This window comes from Streptomyces coeruleofuscus (genome assembly GCF_039532725.1).
In the GTDB taxonomy this organism is placed as follows: Bacteria; Actinomycetota; Actinomycetes; order Streptomycetales; family Streptomycetaceae; genus Streptomyces; species Streptomyces coeruleofuscus.
This window is the reverse complement of record NZ_BAAASE010000011.1, coordinates 11,582-28,155: the sequence shown is the minus strand read 5'-3', so window position 1 is coordinate 28,155 and position 16,574 is coordinate 11,582. Positions and strand designations below refer to the sequence as shown.

At 73.8% G+C, this 16,574-nt stretch carries 10 protein-coding genes; 3 read left to right on the top strand and 7 right to left on the bottom strand.

Annotated elements, in window-relative coordinates:
* Window positions 1–171 precede the first annotated feature (171 nt).
* Window positions 172–3,672, top strand: coding sequence for a trypsin-like peptidase domain-containing protein (locus ABFX81_RS33770; protein ID WP_346139136.1), 3,501 nt, complete (start codon window positions 172–174; stop codon window positions 3,670–3,672).
* A 168-nt stretch (window positions 3,673–3,840) separates the two neighbouring features.
* Window positions 3,841–4,797, top strand: a complete 957-nt coding sequence (locus tag ABFX81_RS33765) for a bifunctional riboflavin kinase/FAD synthetase (RefSeq protein ID WP_059418506.1) — start codon at window positions 3,841–3,843, stop codon at window positions 4,795–4,797.
* Window positions 4,798–4,822: 25 nt separating this feature from the next.
* Here ABFX81_RS33765 and ABFX81_RS33760 read toward each other — a convergent pair whose 3' ends face one another.
* Window positions 4,823–5,428 carry a TetR/AcrR family transcriptional regulator C-terminal domain-containing protein gene (locus ABFX81_RS33760; protein ID WP_086852505.1) on the bottom strand — a complete coding sequence of 202 codons (606 nt, stop codon included), beginning with the start codon at window positions 5,426–5,428 and terminating at the stop codon, window positions 4,823–4,825.
* Between the two features lie 186 nt (window positions 5,429–5,614).
* On the opposite strand from ABFX81_RS33760, the gene ABFX81_RS33755 reads away from it, so the two are divergent.
* Window positions 5,615–6,325, top strand: coding sequence for an NAD(P)H-binding protein (locus tag ABFX81_RS33755; protein ID WP_086852494.1), 711 nt, complete (start codon window positions 5,615–5,617; stop codon window positions 6,323–6,325).
* A 38-nt stretch (window positions 6,326–6,363) separates the two neighbouring features.
* On the opposite strand, the gene ABFX81_RS33750 is transcribed toward ABFX81_RS33755, so the two are convergent.
* The 6 genes from ABFX81_RS33750 to ABFX81_RS33725 all read right to left on the bottom strand — a co-directional run bounded on the left by ABFX81_RS33750 (window position 6,364) and on the right by ABFX81_RS33725 (window position 16,523).
* A complete protein-coding gene (locus ABFX81_RS33750) occupies window positions 6,364–7,365 on the bottom strand; it encodes an oligopeptide/dipeptide ABC transporter ATP-binding protein (protein ID WP_086852496.1) in 1,002 nt (333 codons plus the stop codon).
* Window positions 7,362–8,411 (bottom strand): oligopeptide/dipeptide ABC transporter ATP-binding protein, encoded by a 1,050-nt coding sequence (locus ABFX81_RS33745; RefSeq protein WP_086852498.1) that lies wholly within the window; start codon window positions 8,409–8,411, stop codon window positions 7,362–7,364. Before ABFX81_RS33745 ends, ABFX81_RS33750 begins: the two co-directional genes overlap by 4 nt.
* On the bottom strand, window positions 8,408–9,322 hold the full coding sequence (locus ABFX81_RS33740; RefSeq protein ID WP_086852499.1) for an ABC transporter permease subunit: 915 nt from the start codon (window positions 9,320–9,322) through the stop codon (window positions 8,408–8,410). The genes ABFX81_RS33745 and ABFX81_RS33740 overlap by 4 nt, the downstream gene beginning before the upstream one ends.
* Window positions 9,319–10,365: an ABC transporter permease subunit gene (locus ABFX81_RS33735; RefSeq protein ID WP_086852501.1), complete on the bottom strand. Its 1,047-nt coding sequence runs from the start codon at window positions 10,363–10,365 to the stop codon at window positions 9,319–9,321. The genes ABFX81_RS33740 and ABFX81_RS33735 overlap by 4 nt, the downstream gene beginning before the upstream one ends.
* Before the next feature lie 18 nt (window positions 10,366–10,383).
* Window positions 10,384–12,237: an ABC transporter substrate-binding protein gene (locus ABFX81_RS33730; RefSeq protein ID WP_086852503.1), complete on the bottom strand. Its 1,854-nt coding sequence runs from the start codon at window positions 12,235–12,237 to the stop codon at window positions 10,384–10,386.
* 296 nt (window positions 12,238–12,533) lie between these two features.
* The gene (locus ABFX81_RS33725) at window positions 12,534–16,523 is read right to left on the bottom strand and encodes an SCO5717 family growth-regulating ATPase (RefSeq protein ID WP_428837244.1); all 3,990 of its coding nucleotides are present in this window, start codon (window positions 16,521–16,523) and stop codon (window positions 12,534–12,536) included.
* Window positions 16,524–16,574 lie beyond the last annotated feature (51 nt).

The following is a 16,574-nucleotide window of genomic DNA, read 5'->3' as shown; positions in this document are numbered from 1 at the left end:
CCACCCCTAGGGTGTATCCCGCCGCCTCGGTTCGTTCACCCGTCCGTGCAGGCGCTCGGAGTGAACGGGGGGAGCGGAAGGGGGCGCTTTCGACGAGCGATCTGTCCCGCTGATCATCTCGCCCCTACCGTCGAACGCCAGGGCACGGGTGTACGGCGGGGAGGCTCGACGATGACGTCGCGGAACCGGTCCGGGGAGACACAGGACAGCGCACCAGCATCCCAGGAACGCCCCGGATCAGCGGAGCGCACGACCGAGGGAACCGACAGCGGGGCAGCCGGCCCGGCCCTCGTCCGGATCCACGACCTCGCCGGGCGCCCCCGGGGCACCGGCTTCCTGGCCGACCACCACGGCACGCTCGTCACCAGCCACGAGGCGGTCGAAGGCCTGCCCCGGCTCGTCCTGCACGGGGCCGGGGACCGCCGCCGGGTGGTGTCCGCCGACGCGGTGACCCCGCTCCCCACGCTCGACCTGGCCCTCGTGAGGACCGAGGGCCTCGGCGTGCCGCCGCTGCCCGTCACCGTGCGGGGCCGGGCCGGGACGGGCGCCTATGTGCGGATCGCCGCCGGGGGCTGGCGCGAGGCCAGGGTGCTGGGCTCGACCACCGTGACGTACACGGCCACGGACCGCCTCCACCGCCTCGACGACGCGCTGGAGCTGGCGGTCGGCACGGCAGGGCGGGACGCGCTGCGGCTGGGCGGCGGGGCGGCCGGAGGCCCGGTGCTCGACGCCGTGACCGGTGCCGTCGTCGGAGTCCTCGGCACCGCGCTCCGCTCCGACCACAGCGACGTCGGGTTCGCCGTACCGCTGCATTCCCGGGCTTCCATCGCGGCGGGCCCGGTCGCCGAACTGCTCGCCGAGAACGCGGCGACGGTGCCCGCGTACGGCGCCGATCTCAACCTGGCCGGGGTGCTGGAGCTGACCGGCACCGCGGTGGGGCTGGACGGCCCGCCCGGCGGCACGGGTCTCCCGGAGCCGGTCGAACGGGCGGCCGTGGTGGCCGAGTTCAGCGCGTTCGAGGCAGGCCCGGCAGCCGTGCTCGGCCTCGTCGGGGCGCCCGGCAGCGGTCGTACGACGGAACTCGCCGCGCTCGCCGCGCGCCGCGCCCGCAGCGGGCATCCCACGCTGTGGCTGCGCGGCTGCGAACTGCGGGACGACGACGCCTCGGTGGCCGACGCCGCACGCCGGGCGCTGATGCGGGCCGCCCCTGCCGTGGCCGCGTCCCGGTCCCGTTTCCTGCCGGCCGACCTGGGCGACACCACGCCCGAGCGCCTCGCCCGCCTCGCCGGTGCCCTCGGGCGGCCCCTGCTGCTGCTCCTCGACGGCCCGGAGGAGATGCCCCCGGCGCGGGCTCGCCGCCTGGCCGACTGGACGGAGGGGACGGTGCGGTGGCTGCGGGAGACGGGTGTGCGGCTGGTCGTGGCGTGCCGGCCGGAGTACTGGGAGAGGGCGGGGTTCCCGGCGGAGGTCCTGTACCGGCCGGCCGGTGCCGCGGAGCGGCCCGCGGCCGTGCGTCTCGGCGATCTCACCGAGGAGGAGGCCCGGGAGGCCCGGCTGCGCCACCGCGTCCCGGAGAGCGCCCTCGTCGACGCCGACGCCCGGCACCCCCTCACCCTGCGGCTGCTCGCCGAGATCCGTGACGCGCTCGGTGTCGTCGACGGCCCGGACAGCGCCAGCGCGCCCTCCAGCCCCGACGGCCCCGGGGCCACCGTCGACCGCGACGACGTCTTCGCGGCCTACCTCGACCTGATGTCCCTGCGCGTCGCCGTGCGGCTGGCCGCCGGGAACGGCCTGTGCGGTACGGCCGTACGCCGGCTGGCCGCCAAGGTCGCCGGGCAGGTGCATGAAGCCGCCCGTCGGAGCCTGGGGCCCGGGCCGGGGGACCTGGACCGGGAGGCGTTCGAGGCGGTGTTCCCGTGGGGGCCCGCACCGGCGCGGCTCGGCGGCGGCACCGGATGGGCGTCGGCCGTCCTCGCCGAGGGGCTGCTCGTGCCCGCCGGAGCCGGCTACCGCTTCGCCCACGAGGAGCTCGCCGACTGGCTCCAGGGCCTGCACCTCGACCTCGACGAGGCCCTGGACGCCCTCGTCCACCGTGGGCGGGACGCCCAGTCCGACCCCGTCCCGCACCACCGCATCGGGCCCGTCGTCCAGGCCCTGCTGTTCCTCGCCCGCCACCACGGCCCCGGCCGGCTGGCCTCCCGGCTGACGGACCTGGTGCACGCCCTGGACGCCGATCCACGGTCCTGGTGGGCCGCCCGGCTGCTCGCCGGGACCCTGTCGGCCGTACCCGAGGCGACGCCGTACACGGAGGTGCTGCGGCTGCTCGCCGACCGGATCGTGGCCTGGCGGCGGCAGGAGAGGCCCGTACCGGAGGAGGTCGGGCCCGCCTTCTGGGCCGCCGTACGGCTGCCGGAGGACGAGCGCTTCGCGCTGCTGAGGCGGCTGGTGCACGCCGACGGCCCGCCGTGCGAGGCCGGTCCCCGGTTCCTGGACACCGTCGCCCGCCTGCTGGCCGCCGATCCCACCGCCGTACAGCCGCTGCTGGCCCGCTGGTTCGACGACGACCAGCCGCTGCCCGCCACCCCGCACGCGACCGTGGCCACGGCCGCGCAGGCACTGCTGCACACCCACCGGCACGGCGCGCTGGACGACCTGGCGGACGTGCTCGTCGACCGCGCGCACCGCAGGGCCGACGAGCTGCTCGCCGTGCTGGCCGAGGAGGAACCGTCGGCGGTGTGCCGGGCCGTCGACCGGTGGGCGCGCGACGAGCGGCCGGCGCGACGGAGTGCCGTGGTGGCGCACGGCCAGCGCGTCGCGCCGCACGTGCGCACCGGAGGCGACCGCGCCCTCCTGCGCTACGCGGCCCTCACCCTGCTCGCCCGCCCCGCCGACCGGGCCCTGCACGGCGGCGCACTGGCCCTCCTCGTCCAGGATCCGCACACCCGGGCCCGGTATCTCCCGCGGGCGCTGGAGCACTTCGCGGCGGGCGACCCGCACCTCCCGCCGGACGCGCCGGCCGCCGCCCTCGTGGCCCACCCCGAGCCGGTCCTCGGCGCCTTCGCGGTGCGGCTGGGGCGGCCGGATCCGGAGGAGGCGCTGCGGGCGCTCGCCGACGCCACCCCGCCCGGCCTGGCCCGGCGGGTCGCCGCGCTGGTGGGGCGGGCGGCGGAGCAGCGGCCGGAACTCGCCGGGCACGTGGCCGCGTACGTGGACCAGCGGCTCGACCGGGGCCCTGCCGCCCGGGCCGTGCTCCTGCCGCTGGTCACCGGCCTGCTGGAGGGCGGCCCGGTGCGGTTGCGGTGTGCCCTGGCCGTGGTCCTCACCCCGCCCGGCATCCCCGCCTCCCGCCCGCTGCGCCGCGAGCTGCGCGACGTGCTCCTGGCATGCGAGCACGACACCGACGTCCTGGACGCGCTGCTGCACGCCGCCGCCCGGAACGGCGGCGACGAACTGCGTGACCTCATCCGCCGCGTCGGACTGCTCCTCGTGCGCACCCCGGAGGGCGCGGCCCGCTTCGACCGGGCCCTGGTCGACCTCGGCCGGCACGTGCCGGGCTTCGCCGCACGCGTGGTCCGCTGGCTGGCCGACGCGCCCGGGGACTGGGCGGTGCTGGTCGGGCCGAGCGCCCACCGGACGATCGAGAACCTGGCGGGTGTGAGCGTGCCCGTCTGAGGGGATCCCGCGCACGCCGGAGAGGACGCAGCGTCGTGCGCCCCGTCACAGCCCCCATGCCGATGCGGGCCGGAGACACCCGGCATGGCACCCTTAGACCTGCGTACGAGGCAACCAGCTACCACCACGGACACGGGTTCGACGAGCTTTCGACAAGGAGCAGGCACAGTGCAGCGCTGGCGTGGCTTGGAGGACATCCCCCAGGACTGGGGGCGCAGCGTCGTCACCATCGGCTCCTACGACGGAGTCCACCGCGGACACCAGCTGATCATCCGGCATGCCGTGAACCGCGCCCGCGAACTGGGCGTCCCAGCCGTCGTCGTCACCTTCGACCCGCATCCCAGCGAGGTCGTCCGCCCCGGCAGCCACCCGCCGTTGCTCGCCCCGCACCACCGGCGCGCCGAACTCATGGCCGACCTGGGCGTGGACGCGGTGCTCATCCTGCCCTTCACGACCGAGTTCTCGAAGCTGTCCCCGGCCGACTTCGTCGTCAAGGTCCTGGTCGACAAGCTGCACGCCAAGGCCGTCGTCGAGGGCCCCAACTTCCGCTTCGGCCACAAGGCCGCCGGCAACGTGGAGTTCCTGGCCACGCAGGGCAAGACCTACGACTTCGAGGTCGAGGTCGTCGACCTCTACGTGACCGGCGAGGCGGGCGGCGGCGAGCCGTTCTCCTCGACGCTGACCCGGCGTCTGGTCGCCGAGGGCGACGTCGAGGGCGCCGCCGAGATCCTGGGCCGTCCGCACCGGGTGGAGGGCGTCGTCGTCCGGGGCGCCCAGCGCGGCCGCGAGATGGGCTTCCCGACCGCCAACGTCGAGACCCTGCCGCACACCGCCATCCCCGCCGACGGTGTCTACGCCGGCTGGCTGCACGCCCAGGGCGAGGCGATGCCGGCCGCGATCTCCGTCGGCACGAACCCGCAGTTCGACGGCACCGAGCGCACGGTGGAGGCGTACGCCATCGACCGGGTGGGCCTCGACCTGTACGGCCTCCATGTCGCCGTCGACTTCCTGGCGTTCGTGCGGGGACAGGCCAGGTTCGACACGCTGGACGCGCTGCTGGAGCAGATGGCCGAGGACGTCAAGCGCTGCCGGGAGCTGGTGGCGGCGGCCGAGCGGTCCGCCTGACGGCCCTGGCACATCCGGCCGCTCGCTATGCGCCGGCGGCCTCGTCCGGGTGCAGGGCGTCGAGGATGAGGGCGAGGCCGAAGGCGAACTCGCCGGCGTAGTCGTAGCCGGGCTTGAGGACGTGCTCGGTGGCCAGTTCGGCGAGGTGGGGGTAGGTGTCGGCGGGCATGTCGCGCAGGATGGCGCCCGCCACTTCGTCCAGCTCCGCCGAGCCCCTGAACGGCAGGCTCAGCTCCTGGAGCACGAACCCGTACAGGTAGCTGTCGATCAGCGAGACGGCGTGCGCGGCCATGGGGACGGAGAATCCTCCGGCGCGCAGCGTTCCGATGACGGCGTCGTGGTGGCGCAGGGTCGCCGGGCCGGGCTGGGAGCGGGAGTCCATGAGGCCGACGGCCCAGGGGTGGCGCAGCAGGACGGCACGGGCGGAGTCCGCGCGGTGGCGCAGGGCACTCTTCCAGTCCATGTCGCGCGGCGGTAGGTCGATCTCGCCGAACACCGCGTCCACCATGCCGTCGAGGATGTCTTCCCGGCCCGCGACGTGGTGGTAGAGCGACATCGCCTCGACGCCCAGCGGTTCGGCGATGGCCCGCATCGTGAGCGCGGCCGCTCCCTTCTCGTCCGCCACTGCCATCGCCGTGCGGATCACGCGCTCGCGACTCAGCGGAGTGCGCGCCGACGCCCCCCGCCGGCCCTTGTTTCCCTCGCCCACCCGGGGCCCTCCTTCTGACTTCCTCGTGTGCTCCCTTGACCGCCTTACGGCATAAGGCTAGCTTGCCTTACAACATAAGGTAGGCATCCCGGTGAAAGGGGCCGCGCCATGGACACGGATCGCGTGAAGAGGGTCTGCATCATCGGGGCTTCGGGGAAGCTCGGGCAGTACATGGTCGGCCACGCGCTGGAGCGCGGCTACGAGGTGGTCGGGGTGTGCCGGGAGCGCAGCGTGCCGAAGCTGGCCGCGTTCGAAGGCCGGATGACCGTCGTCCCCGGAGACACGAACGACCCGGAGGTGATCCGGCGGGCGGTCGCCGGGTGCGACGGCGTGCTGACGGTGCTGGTGCCGTGGGGCGTGCGGCAGTACGCGTCGGGCACGGCGCAGGCGGTGCTCGACCACGCACGGCCGGGCGCGCGCCTGGTCTTCTCCTGCGGCTGGCACATCACACGCGACGGCAAGGACAAGTACTCACGGCTGTTCGTCCTGGGCGTCCGGATCGCCACGGTGCTGGCCAAGCTCGTCCGCGCCGTCGAACTCGACGACCAGGTCGAGGCGTGCCGGCGGGTGTTCGCCAGCGACACCCGGTGGACCGTGGTGCGCGGCAGCTCCCTGGAGGAGGGCGAGAGCCAGGGCCTGCCCGTGTGGAGCCGGCACGTGGGCGACCCGGTACTGGCCGGCAACCTGACGCGCCGCGTGGACTTCGCGCTGTTCATGGTGGCAGCGCTCACCGACGACACGCTCGTCCGGGAGGCCCCGGCGATCGTCGGCTGCCGGACGCCCAGCGCCCTGGCCCACGCCGAGGGGTCTCGCACCTGACCGGGCGACGCGGTGAGCAGACGGTCCCGGCTCCGCCCTCAGCGCGTAGCCCAGTGGCATGCCACCTGGGCGGTGCCGCTCCCGTCGAGGATCCCCGGGTCCTGGTTGCGGCACGCGTCCGCGACACCCGCCCGTTCCGCCTCGCCGCTCGCGAGGACCTGGCAGCGGGCGTGGAAGCGGCAGCCGGACGGCACCCGCGACGGGTCCGGGGGCTCGCCGGTGAGGACCACCGGGTTGCCGGGTGCCTCGGGGAGCACCGACAGCAGGGCCTGGGTGTACGGGTGGCGGGGCGCGGTCAGGACCTGCTCCACCGCGCCCGTCTCCACGATCCGGCCCAGATACATCACGGCGACCCGGTCGGCGATGTTCCAGGCCAGTCCCAGGTCGTGCGTGACGACCAGCGCGGACAGGCCCAGCTCGGTGCGCAGCCGCAGCAGCAGGGCGAGGATCTCACCGCGCACCGAGGCGTCGAGGGACGCCACGGGCTCGTCGGCGACGAGGAGTTCGGGTTCCAGGACGAGCGCGCCCGCGATGACGACCCGCTGGCGCTGCCCGCCCGACAGTTCGTGCGGATAGCGCAGGAAGAAGCGCTCCGGGGGCCGTAGCCCGGCCCGGGACAGGGCCTCGGCGACCGCCGTCCGTTCGTCACCGCCGTAGCCGTGGATGCGCAGGCCCTCGGCGACCGCGTCGTACACCGTGTGCCGCGGGTTGAGCGAGCCGCTCGGGTCCTGGAGGACCAGCTGGACGCGCTTGCGGTACGCCTTGAGGGACCGGCCGGAGTACTCCAGCGGGCGGCCGTCGAAGGTGACCCGGCCCGAGGTCGGCTCGACCAGGCCCAGCAGACAGCGGGCCAGGGTCGTCTTGCCGCAGCCGGACTCGCCGACCAGCGCGACGATCTCGCCGGGCCGGATGTCGAGGTCGACCCCGTCCACCGCCCGGGCCCGGGGGCCGCCGTGCCGGCCGGGAAAGGTGACGTGCAGGTCCTGGGCGCTCAGCAGAGGCGCCGTGGTGACCTCGGGTGCCGTGGGGGAGGTGGTCATGGCGTGCTGGGCCTCGCTTCCTCAAGGGCCTCCCCGGTCTCGGGGGTCTCCGGGGCCTGCGCCGCCTGCTCGTCCAAGGCCCGCCCCTCGTCCGCCTGCGGCCCGACCAGGACGCACGCCGCCCGCCGCTCCGGCCCCGCCTCGCGCAGCACCGGGTCCTGCTCGGGGCAGGACTCCAGCGCCACCGGGCAGCGCGGATGGAACGTACAGCCGGACGGCAGCGCCGCAGGGTCGGGCGGGTCGCCCGCCAGCCCCTGCGGCGCGAAGCGGGAGGCCGGGTCGCCGATGCGCGGGAACGCGGCCGACAGGGCCCTGGCGTACGGGTGCCGGGCGTCCTCGTAGACCTGCCGGGCCGGGCCCTCCTCGACCACCCGGCCCGCGTACATCACCGCGAGCCGGTCGCAGGTGTCGGCGAGGACCGCCAGGTCGTGGCTGATCATGATCAGGCCCAGGTCCTGGTCCGCGACCAGTTGTTCGATTAGCCGGAGGATCTGCGCCTGGATCATCACGTCGAGCGCGGTGGTCGGCTCGTCGGCGATGATCAGCCGCGGATCGCAGGCCAGCGCCATGGCGATCATGACGCGCTGCCGCTGCCCGCCGGACAGCTCGTGCGGATAGGCGTCCGCGCGGGCGGCCGGCAGGCCGACGTGCTCCAGCAGTTCCCCGGTCTTCTTCTTCGCCCCGGCCGGGGTCGCCTTCCGGTGCAGCAGGATCGGCTCGGCGATCTGGTCGCCGATGCGGTGCACGGCGTTCAGGGAGTGCATCGCGCCCTGGAACACGACCGAGGCCCCGGCCCAGCGGACCGCCCGCACCCGGCCCCACTTCATCGTCAGCACGTCCTCGCCGTCGAGCAGGACCTCACCCGTGATGCGGGTCCCGGCGGGCAGCAGCCGCAGCAGGGCCAGTGCCAGCGTGGACTTGCCGCAGCCGGACTCCCCGGCGAGGCCGAGCTTCTGGCCGGCGTCCAGGCGCAGGTCCACCCCGCGCACGGCGGCCGCCCCGCCCGCGTACGTCACCGTCAGGTCCCTGACGTCGAGCAGCGTCACCGCGCCACCCCCAGCCTGGGGTTGAGGACCGACTCCACGGCCCGCCCGCACAGCGTGAACGCCAGCGCCACCACGGCGATGGCGATGCCCGGCGGCACCAGGTACCACCAGTCCCCGGCACTGACCGCGCCCGCCTCGCGCGCGTCCTGGAGCAGCCCGCCCCACGACACGACCGTCGGATCGCCCAGCCCGAGGAAGGCGAGGGTCGCCTCGGCGAGGATGGCGGAGGAGATGATCAGGGTCGTCTGCGCCAGCACCAACGGCATCACGTTGGGCAGCACGTGCCGGGACATGATGTGCCAGTGGCCGCCGCCGAGCGCCTTCGCCCGCTCGATGTAAGGCCGCGTCTCCACCGCCAGTGTCTGCGCGCGCACCAGCCGGGCCGTGGTCGGCCAGGTGGTGACGCCGATGGCGACCACGGTCGTGGTCAGCGAGCGGGACATCACCGTGGCCAGGGCGATCGCCAGCACCAGCGTCGGCATGACCAGGAACCAGTCGGTGATCCGCATCATCACCGTCGCGTACCAGCCCTTGAAGTGCCCCGCCGTGACCCCGATCAGCGTGCCGATCGCCACCGACAGCACCGCCGCGAGCAGCCCGACCAGCAGCGACACCCGCGAGCCCCAGACCACCAGGCCCAGCAGGTCCCGGCCGAACTGGTCCGTGCCGAGCGGGAACTCGGCGCTCGGGCTCTGCATCGGGCGGCCCGGGGCGTCGGTCACACTGCTCACGTCGGAGCCGACGATCAGCGGCGCGAACAGCGCCAGCAGCGCGCACAGGGCGAGCGCGGTCAGGCCGTACAGCCCCGCCCGTTCGGCGCGGTACTGCCGCCAGAAGCGGGCGACGGAGGCCCGGCGCCGCTGCCGGGCGAGGGCGCGCGGGCCCGTGCCCGTGCCGGTCGTCGTCGTCATCGGGCCACCCGGGGGTCCAGCAGCGGATAGACCAGGTCGGCGAGGGTGTTCATCACGATCACCGCGGCGGCGAACACGAAGAACAGCCCCTGCACCAGCGGCAGGTCGGGCACGCTCAGCGCCTGGTAGAACAGCCCGCCGAGGCCGGGCCAGGAGAACACCGTCTCCACGAGGATCACGCCCGCCACCGTCCGGCCGAGGTTGATGAAGATCAGCGTCACGGTCGGCAGCAGGGCGTTCGGCACGGCGTGCCGGCGCCGCACCAGGTCGTCGCGCAGCCCTTTGGCCCGCGCGGTCGTCAGATAGTCGCTGCCCATCTCGTCCAGCAGCGCCGACCGGGTGACCAGCAGCGTCTGCCCGTACTCCACGGCCACCAGCGTCACCACCGGCAGCACCAGATGGTGCGCCACGTCGAGGACGTACGCGAAGCCCTCCTCGCCGCCCGACTCCATGCCGCCGGTCGGGAACATGCCCGGGACCGGACCGATACCCACCGCCAGCACGATGATCAGCAGCAGCCCGAGCCAGAAGGACGGGATGGAGTACAGCGTGAGCGCCAGGCCGGTGTTGATCCGGTCGCCGAGCCCGCCGCGCCGCCAAGCCGACCGGGTGCCGAGGAAGATGCCCAGCGCCGTGTAGAGGACGAAAGCGGTCCCGGTCAGCAGCAGGGTGTTCGGCAGCGCCTCGGTGATCTTGTCGACGACAGGGGCCCGGAACTGGTACGACGTCCCGAAGTCGCCGGTGAGCGCCTTGCCGCAGTAGTCCGTGAACTGCCGCCACAGCGGCAGGTCGAGCCCGAACTCCTCGCGATAGGCGGCCAGCTGCTCGGCCGAGACCTGGCGGCCGCCCGTCATGGTCTTCACCGGGTCGCCGGGGATCAGCCGGAAGAGGAAGAAGCTGGTGACGAGCACGGCCAGCAGCGATACGGCCGCGCCCGCCACCTTGCCCGCGAGGTACCGCGGATACGCGGAGCTCCTGCGTGCCCGGGGCCCGGCCGCCGGCTTGCTCTCCTCGACCAGCGCGGGTGTCGCGTCAGCGGTCATCAGTTCCGCTCGCCCGCTCTACTCGCGGTCCTCGGCGGTGGAACGCCGCCGCATCGCCGCGAAGACTCCGAGCCCGGCGAGGACCACGACACCTCCGACGATCCCGGCCACGACCCCCGTCGACGACGCGTTGTCCGACGAGCCGCTCGACTGTGCCGGGACCGCCGACCACCAGCTCCAGTAGCCGTCCTGGCCGTAGATGTTCCCCGCCTTCGCCGGCATGGTCGTGATGGACTCGATCTGGTCCGTCCGGTAGGCCTCGACCGCGTTCGGATACGCCATGACGTTCATGTACCCGAGGTCGTACAGCCGCGACTCCATCTGCTTGACGATGTCCGCCCGTTTGGCGGGGTCGTACTCGGCGAGCTGCCGGGCGTAGAGCTCGTCGTACTTCTTGTCACAGATGAAGTTGTCGGTCGCGCCCGTGTCCTCCGGGGTCGCCGGGAGTGCCCCGCAGGTGTGGATGGACAGCACGAAGTCCGGGTCCGGGTTGACCGACCAGCCGTCGAACGCCAGGTCGTACTTGCCGGCGAGCCAGGGGTCGGTCACGTTGTCCAGGCAGTTGAGCTGGACGCCGATGCCGAGCTCGCCCCACCACTCCTGGAGGTACTTGCCGACCGCCTTGTCGTTCGGGTCGGTGGCGTGGCACAGGACGCGGTAGGTGATGGGCTTGCCGTCCTTGCCGACGCGCTTGCCGTCGCCGTTCTTCCTGTAACCCGCCTGGTCGAGCATCCGGGCCGCCTCGGCCGGGTCGTACGTCAGCTTCCGGTCGCCGGACGGCTTCCAGAAGTACTGCGAGAAGCGCGGCGGGATGTAGCCCTCGCCCTCGACGGCGTGCCCCTGGAACACCTTGTCGATGACGGCCTTGCGGTCGACGGCCTTGAACAGCGCGTTCCGCACCCGCTGGTCCAGCAGGGACGGGTGGCCGTCGCCGAACTTCTTGCCGTTCTTCGCCTTCGCGCCCGGGTTGGTGGCGAGGGCGTAGAAACGGCGGCCGGGGGCGTCGTTGACCTTGATGTTCTCCGCGCCCTCCAGGGACGCCGCCTGAGCGGGCGTCAGGGACGGCGAACCGGCGACGAACGACACCTCACCCTTGCGCAGCGCCGACACCGCCGCGTCCTGGTCCTTGTAGTAGCGGAAGACCAGCTCGTCGAACTTCGGCGATCCGCGCCAGAAGCTCTTGCTGGCCTTGAGCCGGACGTAGCTGTCGGCCTTGTACCCGGTCAGCACGAACGGCCCGTTGCCCACCACCGGGAAGCTCTTGTCGTTGTTGAACTCGGAGAAGTCCGAAACCTTCTCCCAGACGTGCTTCGGCACGATCGGCACATCGAGCGCGGTCATCGTGGCCTGCGGCTTCTTCAGCTCGATGACCAGCTTGGTCGGGCTGGGCACCGTCACCTTCCGGAAGTTGCCGACGTAACTGCCGTTCGCCGTGGCCGCGCCGGAGTCGGTCATCATCTTGTTGAACGTCCACGCAGCGTCCTCGGCCGTGGCCTGCTTGCCGTCCGACCACTTGGAGTTGGAGCGGATCGTGTACGTCCAGGTCAGCTTGTCCGGCGACGGCTCCCACTTGGTGGCCAGACCCGGGATGGCGTGGTTGTCCTTGGGGTCGTAGTTCGTCAGGTACTCGTACATGAGCCGGTGAATGCTCGTACTGAGCAGCCGGACCGCCAGGAACGGGCTGAGCGAGTCCACGCTCTGCGCCACCGCCACGGTCAGCACCTTCTTGCCGTCGTCGGCCGCCCGGGCCTGCCGGGGCGCCGGATCGAGCGGGGTGGCGAGACCGGCGGTGAGGGTGAGCGCCGCCGCTCCGGCCATGGCGACGAGCCTGAGGCCGTGCGGGAGGCTGCGTGTCTGATCTTTCGTGCCCATGGTCGGACCTCGCGTCATCGCTCGGACGGGAAGGACGGGTTGATCAGCTGTCAGTGGATGCTGAGTGTGTATCAGCGGCCGTCTCCACCCGTCAACGGCACGTTCACCCCTTGTGGCCTGCGGAAATAACGAATTGGCGAGCTTTTCACGGTCATTGGTCGAGACCACTGACGCGCCCCTGGCCAGGGCCTGGCAACGGATTTCGCCCCGGAACGCACCGCGGCCCGCGCCGAGTGGGAACGGCGCGGGCCACGAAGGGGATCGGCCCCTCGAAAGGGGCCGATCGGGTGAGGCGACTACTGCGACGGAGGGGGAGGCGGCGGGGTCTGCCCGTCGGGCTGCGCCGGGTGACCCGGCTGCCCGGGCTGCGGGTAGCCGTACCCGGGCTGGCCTGGCTGACCGTGCTGCGGGTAACCGTAGCCCGGCTGCGGTGGCGCTGCCGGGGGCTGGCCGGGCTGGGGGTACGGCTGCCCGGGTTGCGCGGCCGGCTGCCCCGGCTGCCCCGGCTGTCCCGGATGCCCGGGCTGCGGGTAGGGCGGCTGACCTGCGGCCTGCGGGTACGGCTGCCCTGGCTGGGCCGGGGGCTGGCCCGGCTGGGGGTACGGCTGTCCGGGATGGGCGTACGGCTGCCCGGGCTGGGGGTACGGCTGTCCGGGCTGCGGCTGGTGTTGACCGGGCTGAGGCTGCTGGGGGTACGGGCCCGGCTGGCCCGGGACCTGCTGGCCGGGAACCGGCTGCCCGTGGCCCGGCTGCTGGCCGGGATACGGAGGCTGGGGCTGGCCCGGGGCGGGCTGGCCGGGCAGCGGCGGGGCGGCCACCGGCGGCGGGTTGCCGTCGGAGGTCCACAGGCCGTGTGCCTGCTGGTGGCGGGTGAAGTCCTCGGCGACCATCGCCGCGAGGTTGAAGTACGCCTCCCGCACCTTCGGCCGCATCATGTCGAGGTCGACCTCGGCACCGGCGGCGAGATGCTCGTCGAACGGCACGACGATGACGCCCCGGCAGCGCGTCTCGAAGTGCGACACGATGTCGTCGACCTTGATCATCTTGCCGGTCTCGCGCACACCGGAGATGACGGTGATGGACCGGGCGACGAGGTCGGCGTACCCGTGCGCCGACAGCCAGTCCAGCGTCGTACTCGCGCTGCTCGCACCGTCCACCGACGGCGTCGAGATGATGATGAGCTGGTCGGCGAGGTCGAGCACACCGCGCATGGCGCTGTAGAGCAGACCGGTACCGGAGTCGGTGAGGATGACCGGGTACTGCTTGCCCAGCACGTCGATCGCGCGCCGGTAGTCCTCGTCGTTGAACGTCGTGGACACGGCCGGGTCGACGTCGTTGGCGATGATCTCCAGGCCCGACGGCGCCTGGGACGTGAACCGGCGGATGTCCATGTACGAGTTGAGGTGCGGGATCGCCTGGACGAGGTCACGGATGGTGGCCCCGGTCTCGCGGCGCACACGGCGTCCGAGGGTTCCCGCGTCCGGGTTGGCGTCGATCGCGAGGATCTTGTCCTGCCGCTCGGTGGCGAGCGTGGAGCCGAGCGCGGTGGTCGTGGTCGTCTTGCCGACACCGCCCTTGAGGCTGATGACGGCGATCCGGTAGCAGGAGAGCACGGGTGTGCGGATCAGCTCCAGCTTCCGCTGCCGCTCGGCCTCCTCCTTCTTCCCACCGATCTTGAACCGACCGCCGCCGGCCACCGGACGGCTGCTCTTCGCCTTCTGCTTCTTGCTGTTGAGCAGCCGGTCGGAGGACAACTCCACGGCAGCGGTGTAACCGAGCGGCGCGGCCCCCGGGTTGGTCGGCTGCCGCTGGTCGTGCTGCATGGGCTGCGGCCAGGCGGCCCCGGTCCGCGGGTCCACGGGCTGCGGAGGCTGCTGTCCTTGCCCTTCGGGCTGCGGCTGGGCCTGCGCCTGCGGGGGCACTCCGGGGTGGGGGAAGCCGTAGCCGGCCTGGGGGTCGGGAGCGGCCGGGGCGGGCGCGCCGGGGTGCGGGAATCCGTAGCCGTCCTGCGCGTTGGGCGTGGGGGCGGGCGGGGTGTTGGGGTGCTGGGCCGGGGGTTGCTGGGCGGCAGGGCCCGGGGCCTGGGCCTGGGCGGGGGCGCCAGGGTGGGGGAAACCGTAGCCGCCTTGCGCGTTGGGTGCGGCGGCTGAGGGGTTGCCGGGCCCGGGCTGCGGGAATCCGTAGCCGTCCTGCGTGTTCGGGGCCGGAACGGGCGGGGTGTTGGGCTGCTGGGCCGCCGGCTGCTGGGCGGCCTGGGCCTGCGGGGGCACTCCGGGGTGAGGGAAGCCGTAGCCGCCCTGGGCGTCGGGTGCGGCCGGGGTGGGAGCTCCCGGGTGCGGGAAGCCGTAGGCGCCGGGCTGCGGCCCGGGCTGGGCGGGCGGCTGGTTCGGCGGCGTCGGCGCGGCCGGCGGGTTCCAGGCGGCGGGCGCGGGCTGCGGCGCCTGCGGCTGGAACGGCGGCTGCTGAGCCGGAACCGAGGGCTGGGGCGGCACAGGCGGCTGCTCCTGCGCGGCCGTCGGCTGCGGCTGCGCGGGCGCGTTCGGGTCCGTGGGCTGGGCCTGCGGCTGAGGCTGGGGCTGCGGCTGCGCGGGCCACTGACTGGCCGGAGCGGGGGCGGCCGGCTGATACGACGGCGGCAGCGGCGGCATGGCCTGCGGGGCCGGGGGAGTCCAGGCGGGCTGTGCGGCGGGCCCATCCGGCACGGCGGCGTCCTGCGGAAGGCTGTCCTCGGGAGCGGCGTCGGCGGGCACCGCGTCGGCGGGCTCGGAGGCCACGGGCCGGGCGTCGGCAGGCGGGACGTCGGCAGGCTGTGCGGCAGCGGGCGGGGCGTCGTCGGGCTGTGCGTCGTCGGGCTCTGCGTCGGCCGGCTCGGGAGCGGCCGGGACCTCGTCCGCGGGTACCGCATCGGCCGGACCGTCATCGGCTGTCACCGCGTCCGCCGGGACCTCGTCCGCGGGCACGGCAGCCACCGCGTCCGCATCCGCAGGTACGGAGTCGGCAGGCACGGAGTCCACACGCACGGAGTCCTCAGGCTCGGCATCCTGCGGCACGGCCTGGTCCGTCTCCACCTCCGTCTCCACCTCCGTCTCCGCTTCCGGAGCGGCGGCCTCGGGAGCTTCCTCCTCCGGTGCGGTCACCGGGGGGTCCGCGTCCCCGCTGTCGGCATCGCCGGAAGCAGGATCGTCCCCACCGGACACGTCAGCCACATCGACTGCGGCCGCCGTGTCGGACGAGAGGTCCTCGTCGGCGTCGGTCGGAGCGCCCTCGACGTCACCGCCGGACTCCTCGCCCGGCTCCTCCCCGTCAGCCGAGCCGGAAGGGACGACGCTGTCCTCGTCCCTGCTCTTGTCTTCCTCGCTCTTGTCTTCGTCCTGGTCCTCGACGGCCGACTCCGCCCGGGCCTCGGCCTCGGCGGCACGCTCCGCGATCTCCCGCTTCAGGGCGACGGCGGAGAACCGCATCGTGGCACCGCTGTCCAGATCGCCGCCGTTCTCCGGCTCCGCATCATCGGTAACGGGAGCGGCCGGAGCAGCCGGGGGCGTGGCCGGAGCGGCCGAAGCATCGGGAGTGGCCGGAGCATCCGTCGGAGCGGCCGGCGACCACTGCGCCTGATACCCGCCGACGGGGATGTTCGGCACGGCCGTAGGGGAGGCCGGATCCGCCGCGGGCGCCTCGGTCCGCTCCTGCGGCTGCGCCCCCGGGGACTGCGTCCCTTGCGGCTCGAACCCCACGGGAAGCCGGGGCACGGCAGACGGCCCCCCGGCAGCAGGCGCGGGCGGCGTGAAGGGCGCGCCCGGCGAGGGCGCGGGAGGCGCGGGAGGCGTGAACGGAGCACCCGGAGCAGGCGACGGCGCGGGCGGCGTGAAAGGCGCCCCTGGAGCCGGAGAAGGAGCCGGTGCCGGCGCCGAGCCGGAGGCCTGCCCCTGGCCCTGCCTCGGAATGGACGACGCCCCGCCGGAAGGATTGGCATGCGGCGGCGGAGTGAGCCCCGGCAGCGGCGGAACCGGCCCGCTCGGCGCCCCGGAACCCCCCTGCGGACGGGACCCCCCGGGTGCCCCGGAACCACTGGAGCCCTCGGACTGGCCCGCCCCCTGCCCCGAGCTCGAACTACCCGAGGCGTTCTGCGTGTACCAGGCCGGCGGCGCGTAGTCGATGGTGAACTCGCCCGTCACCTCTGCCGCGGACTCCGCGTCGGGCTGGTCATCGCCGGGTGTCGCCCAGCCCCCGCGGTTCCCGTCCCGATCGCTGCTCACAGTGTTCCTCCTGGTGTGGTCGAGCACCCTCATGCCGTGCTGGGGCGACCCTTGCTTGTCGTCCGACGTCGTACGAAGTCGTTC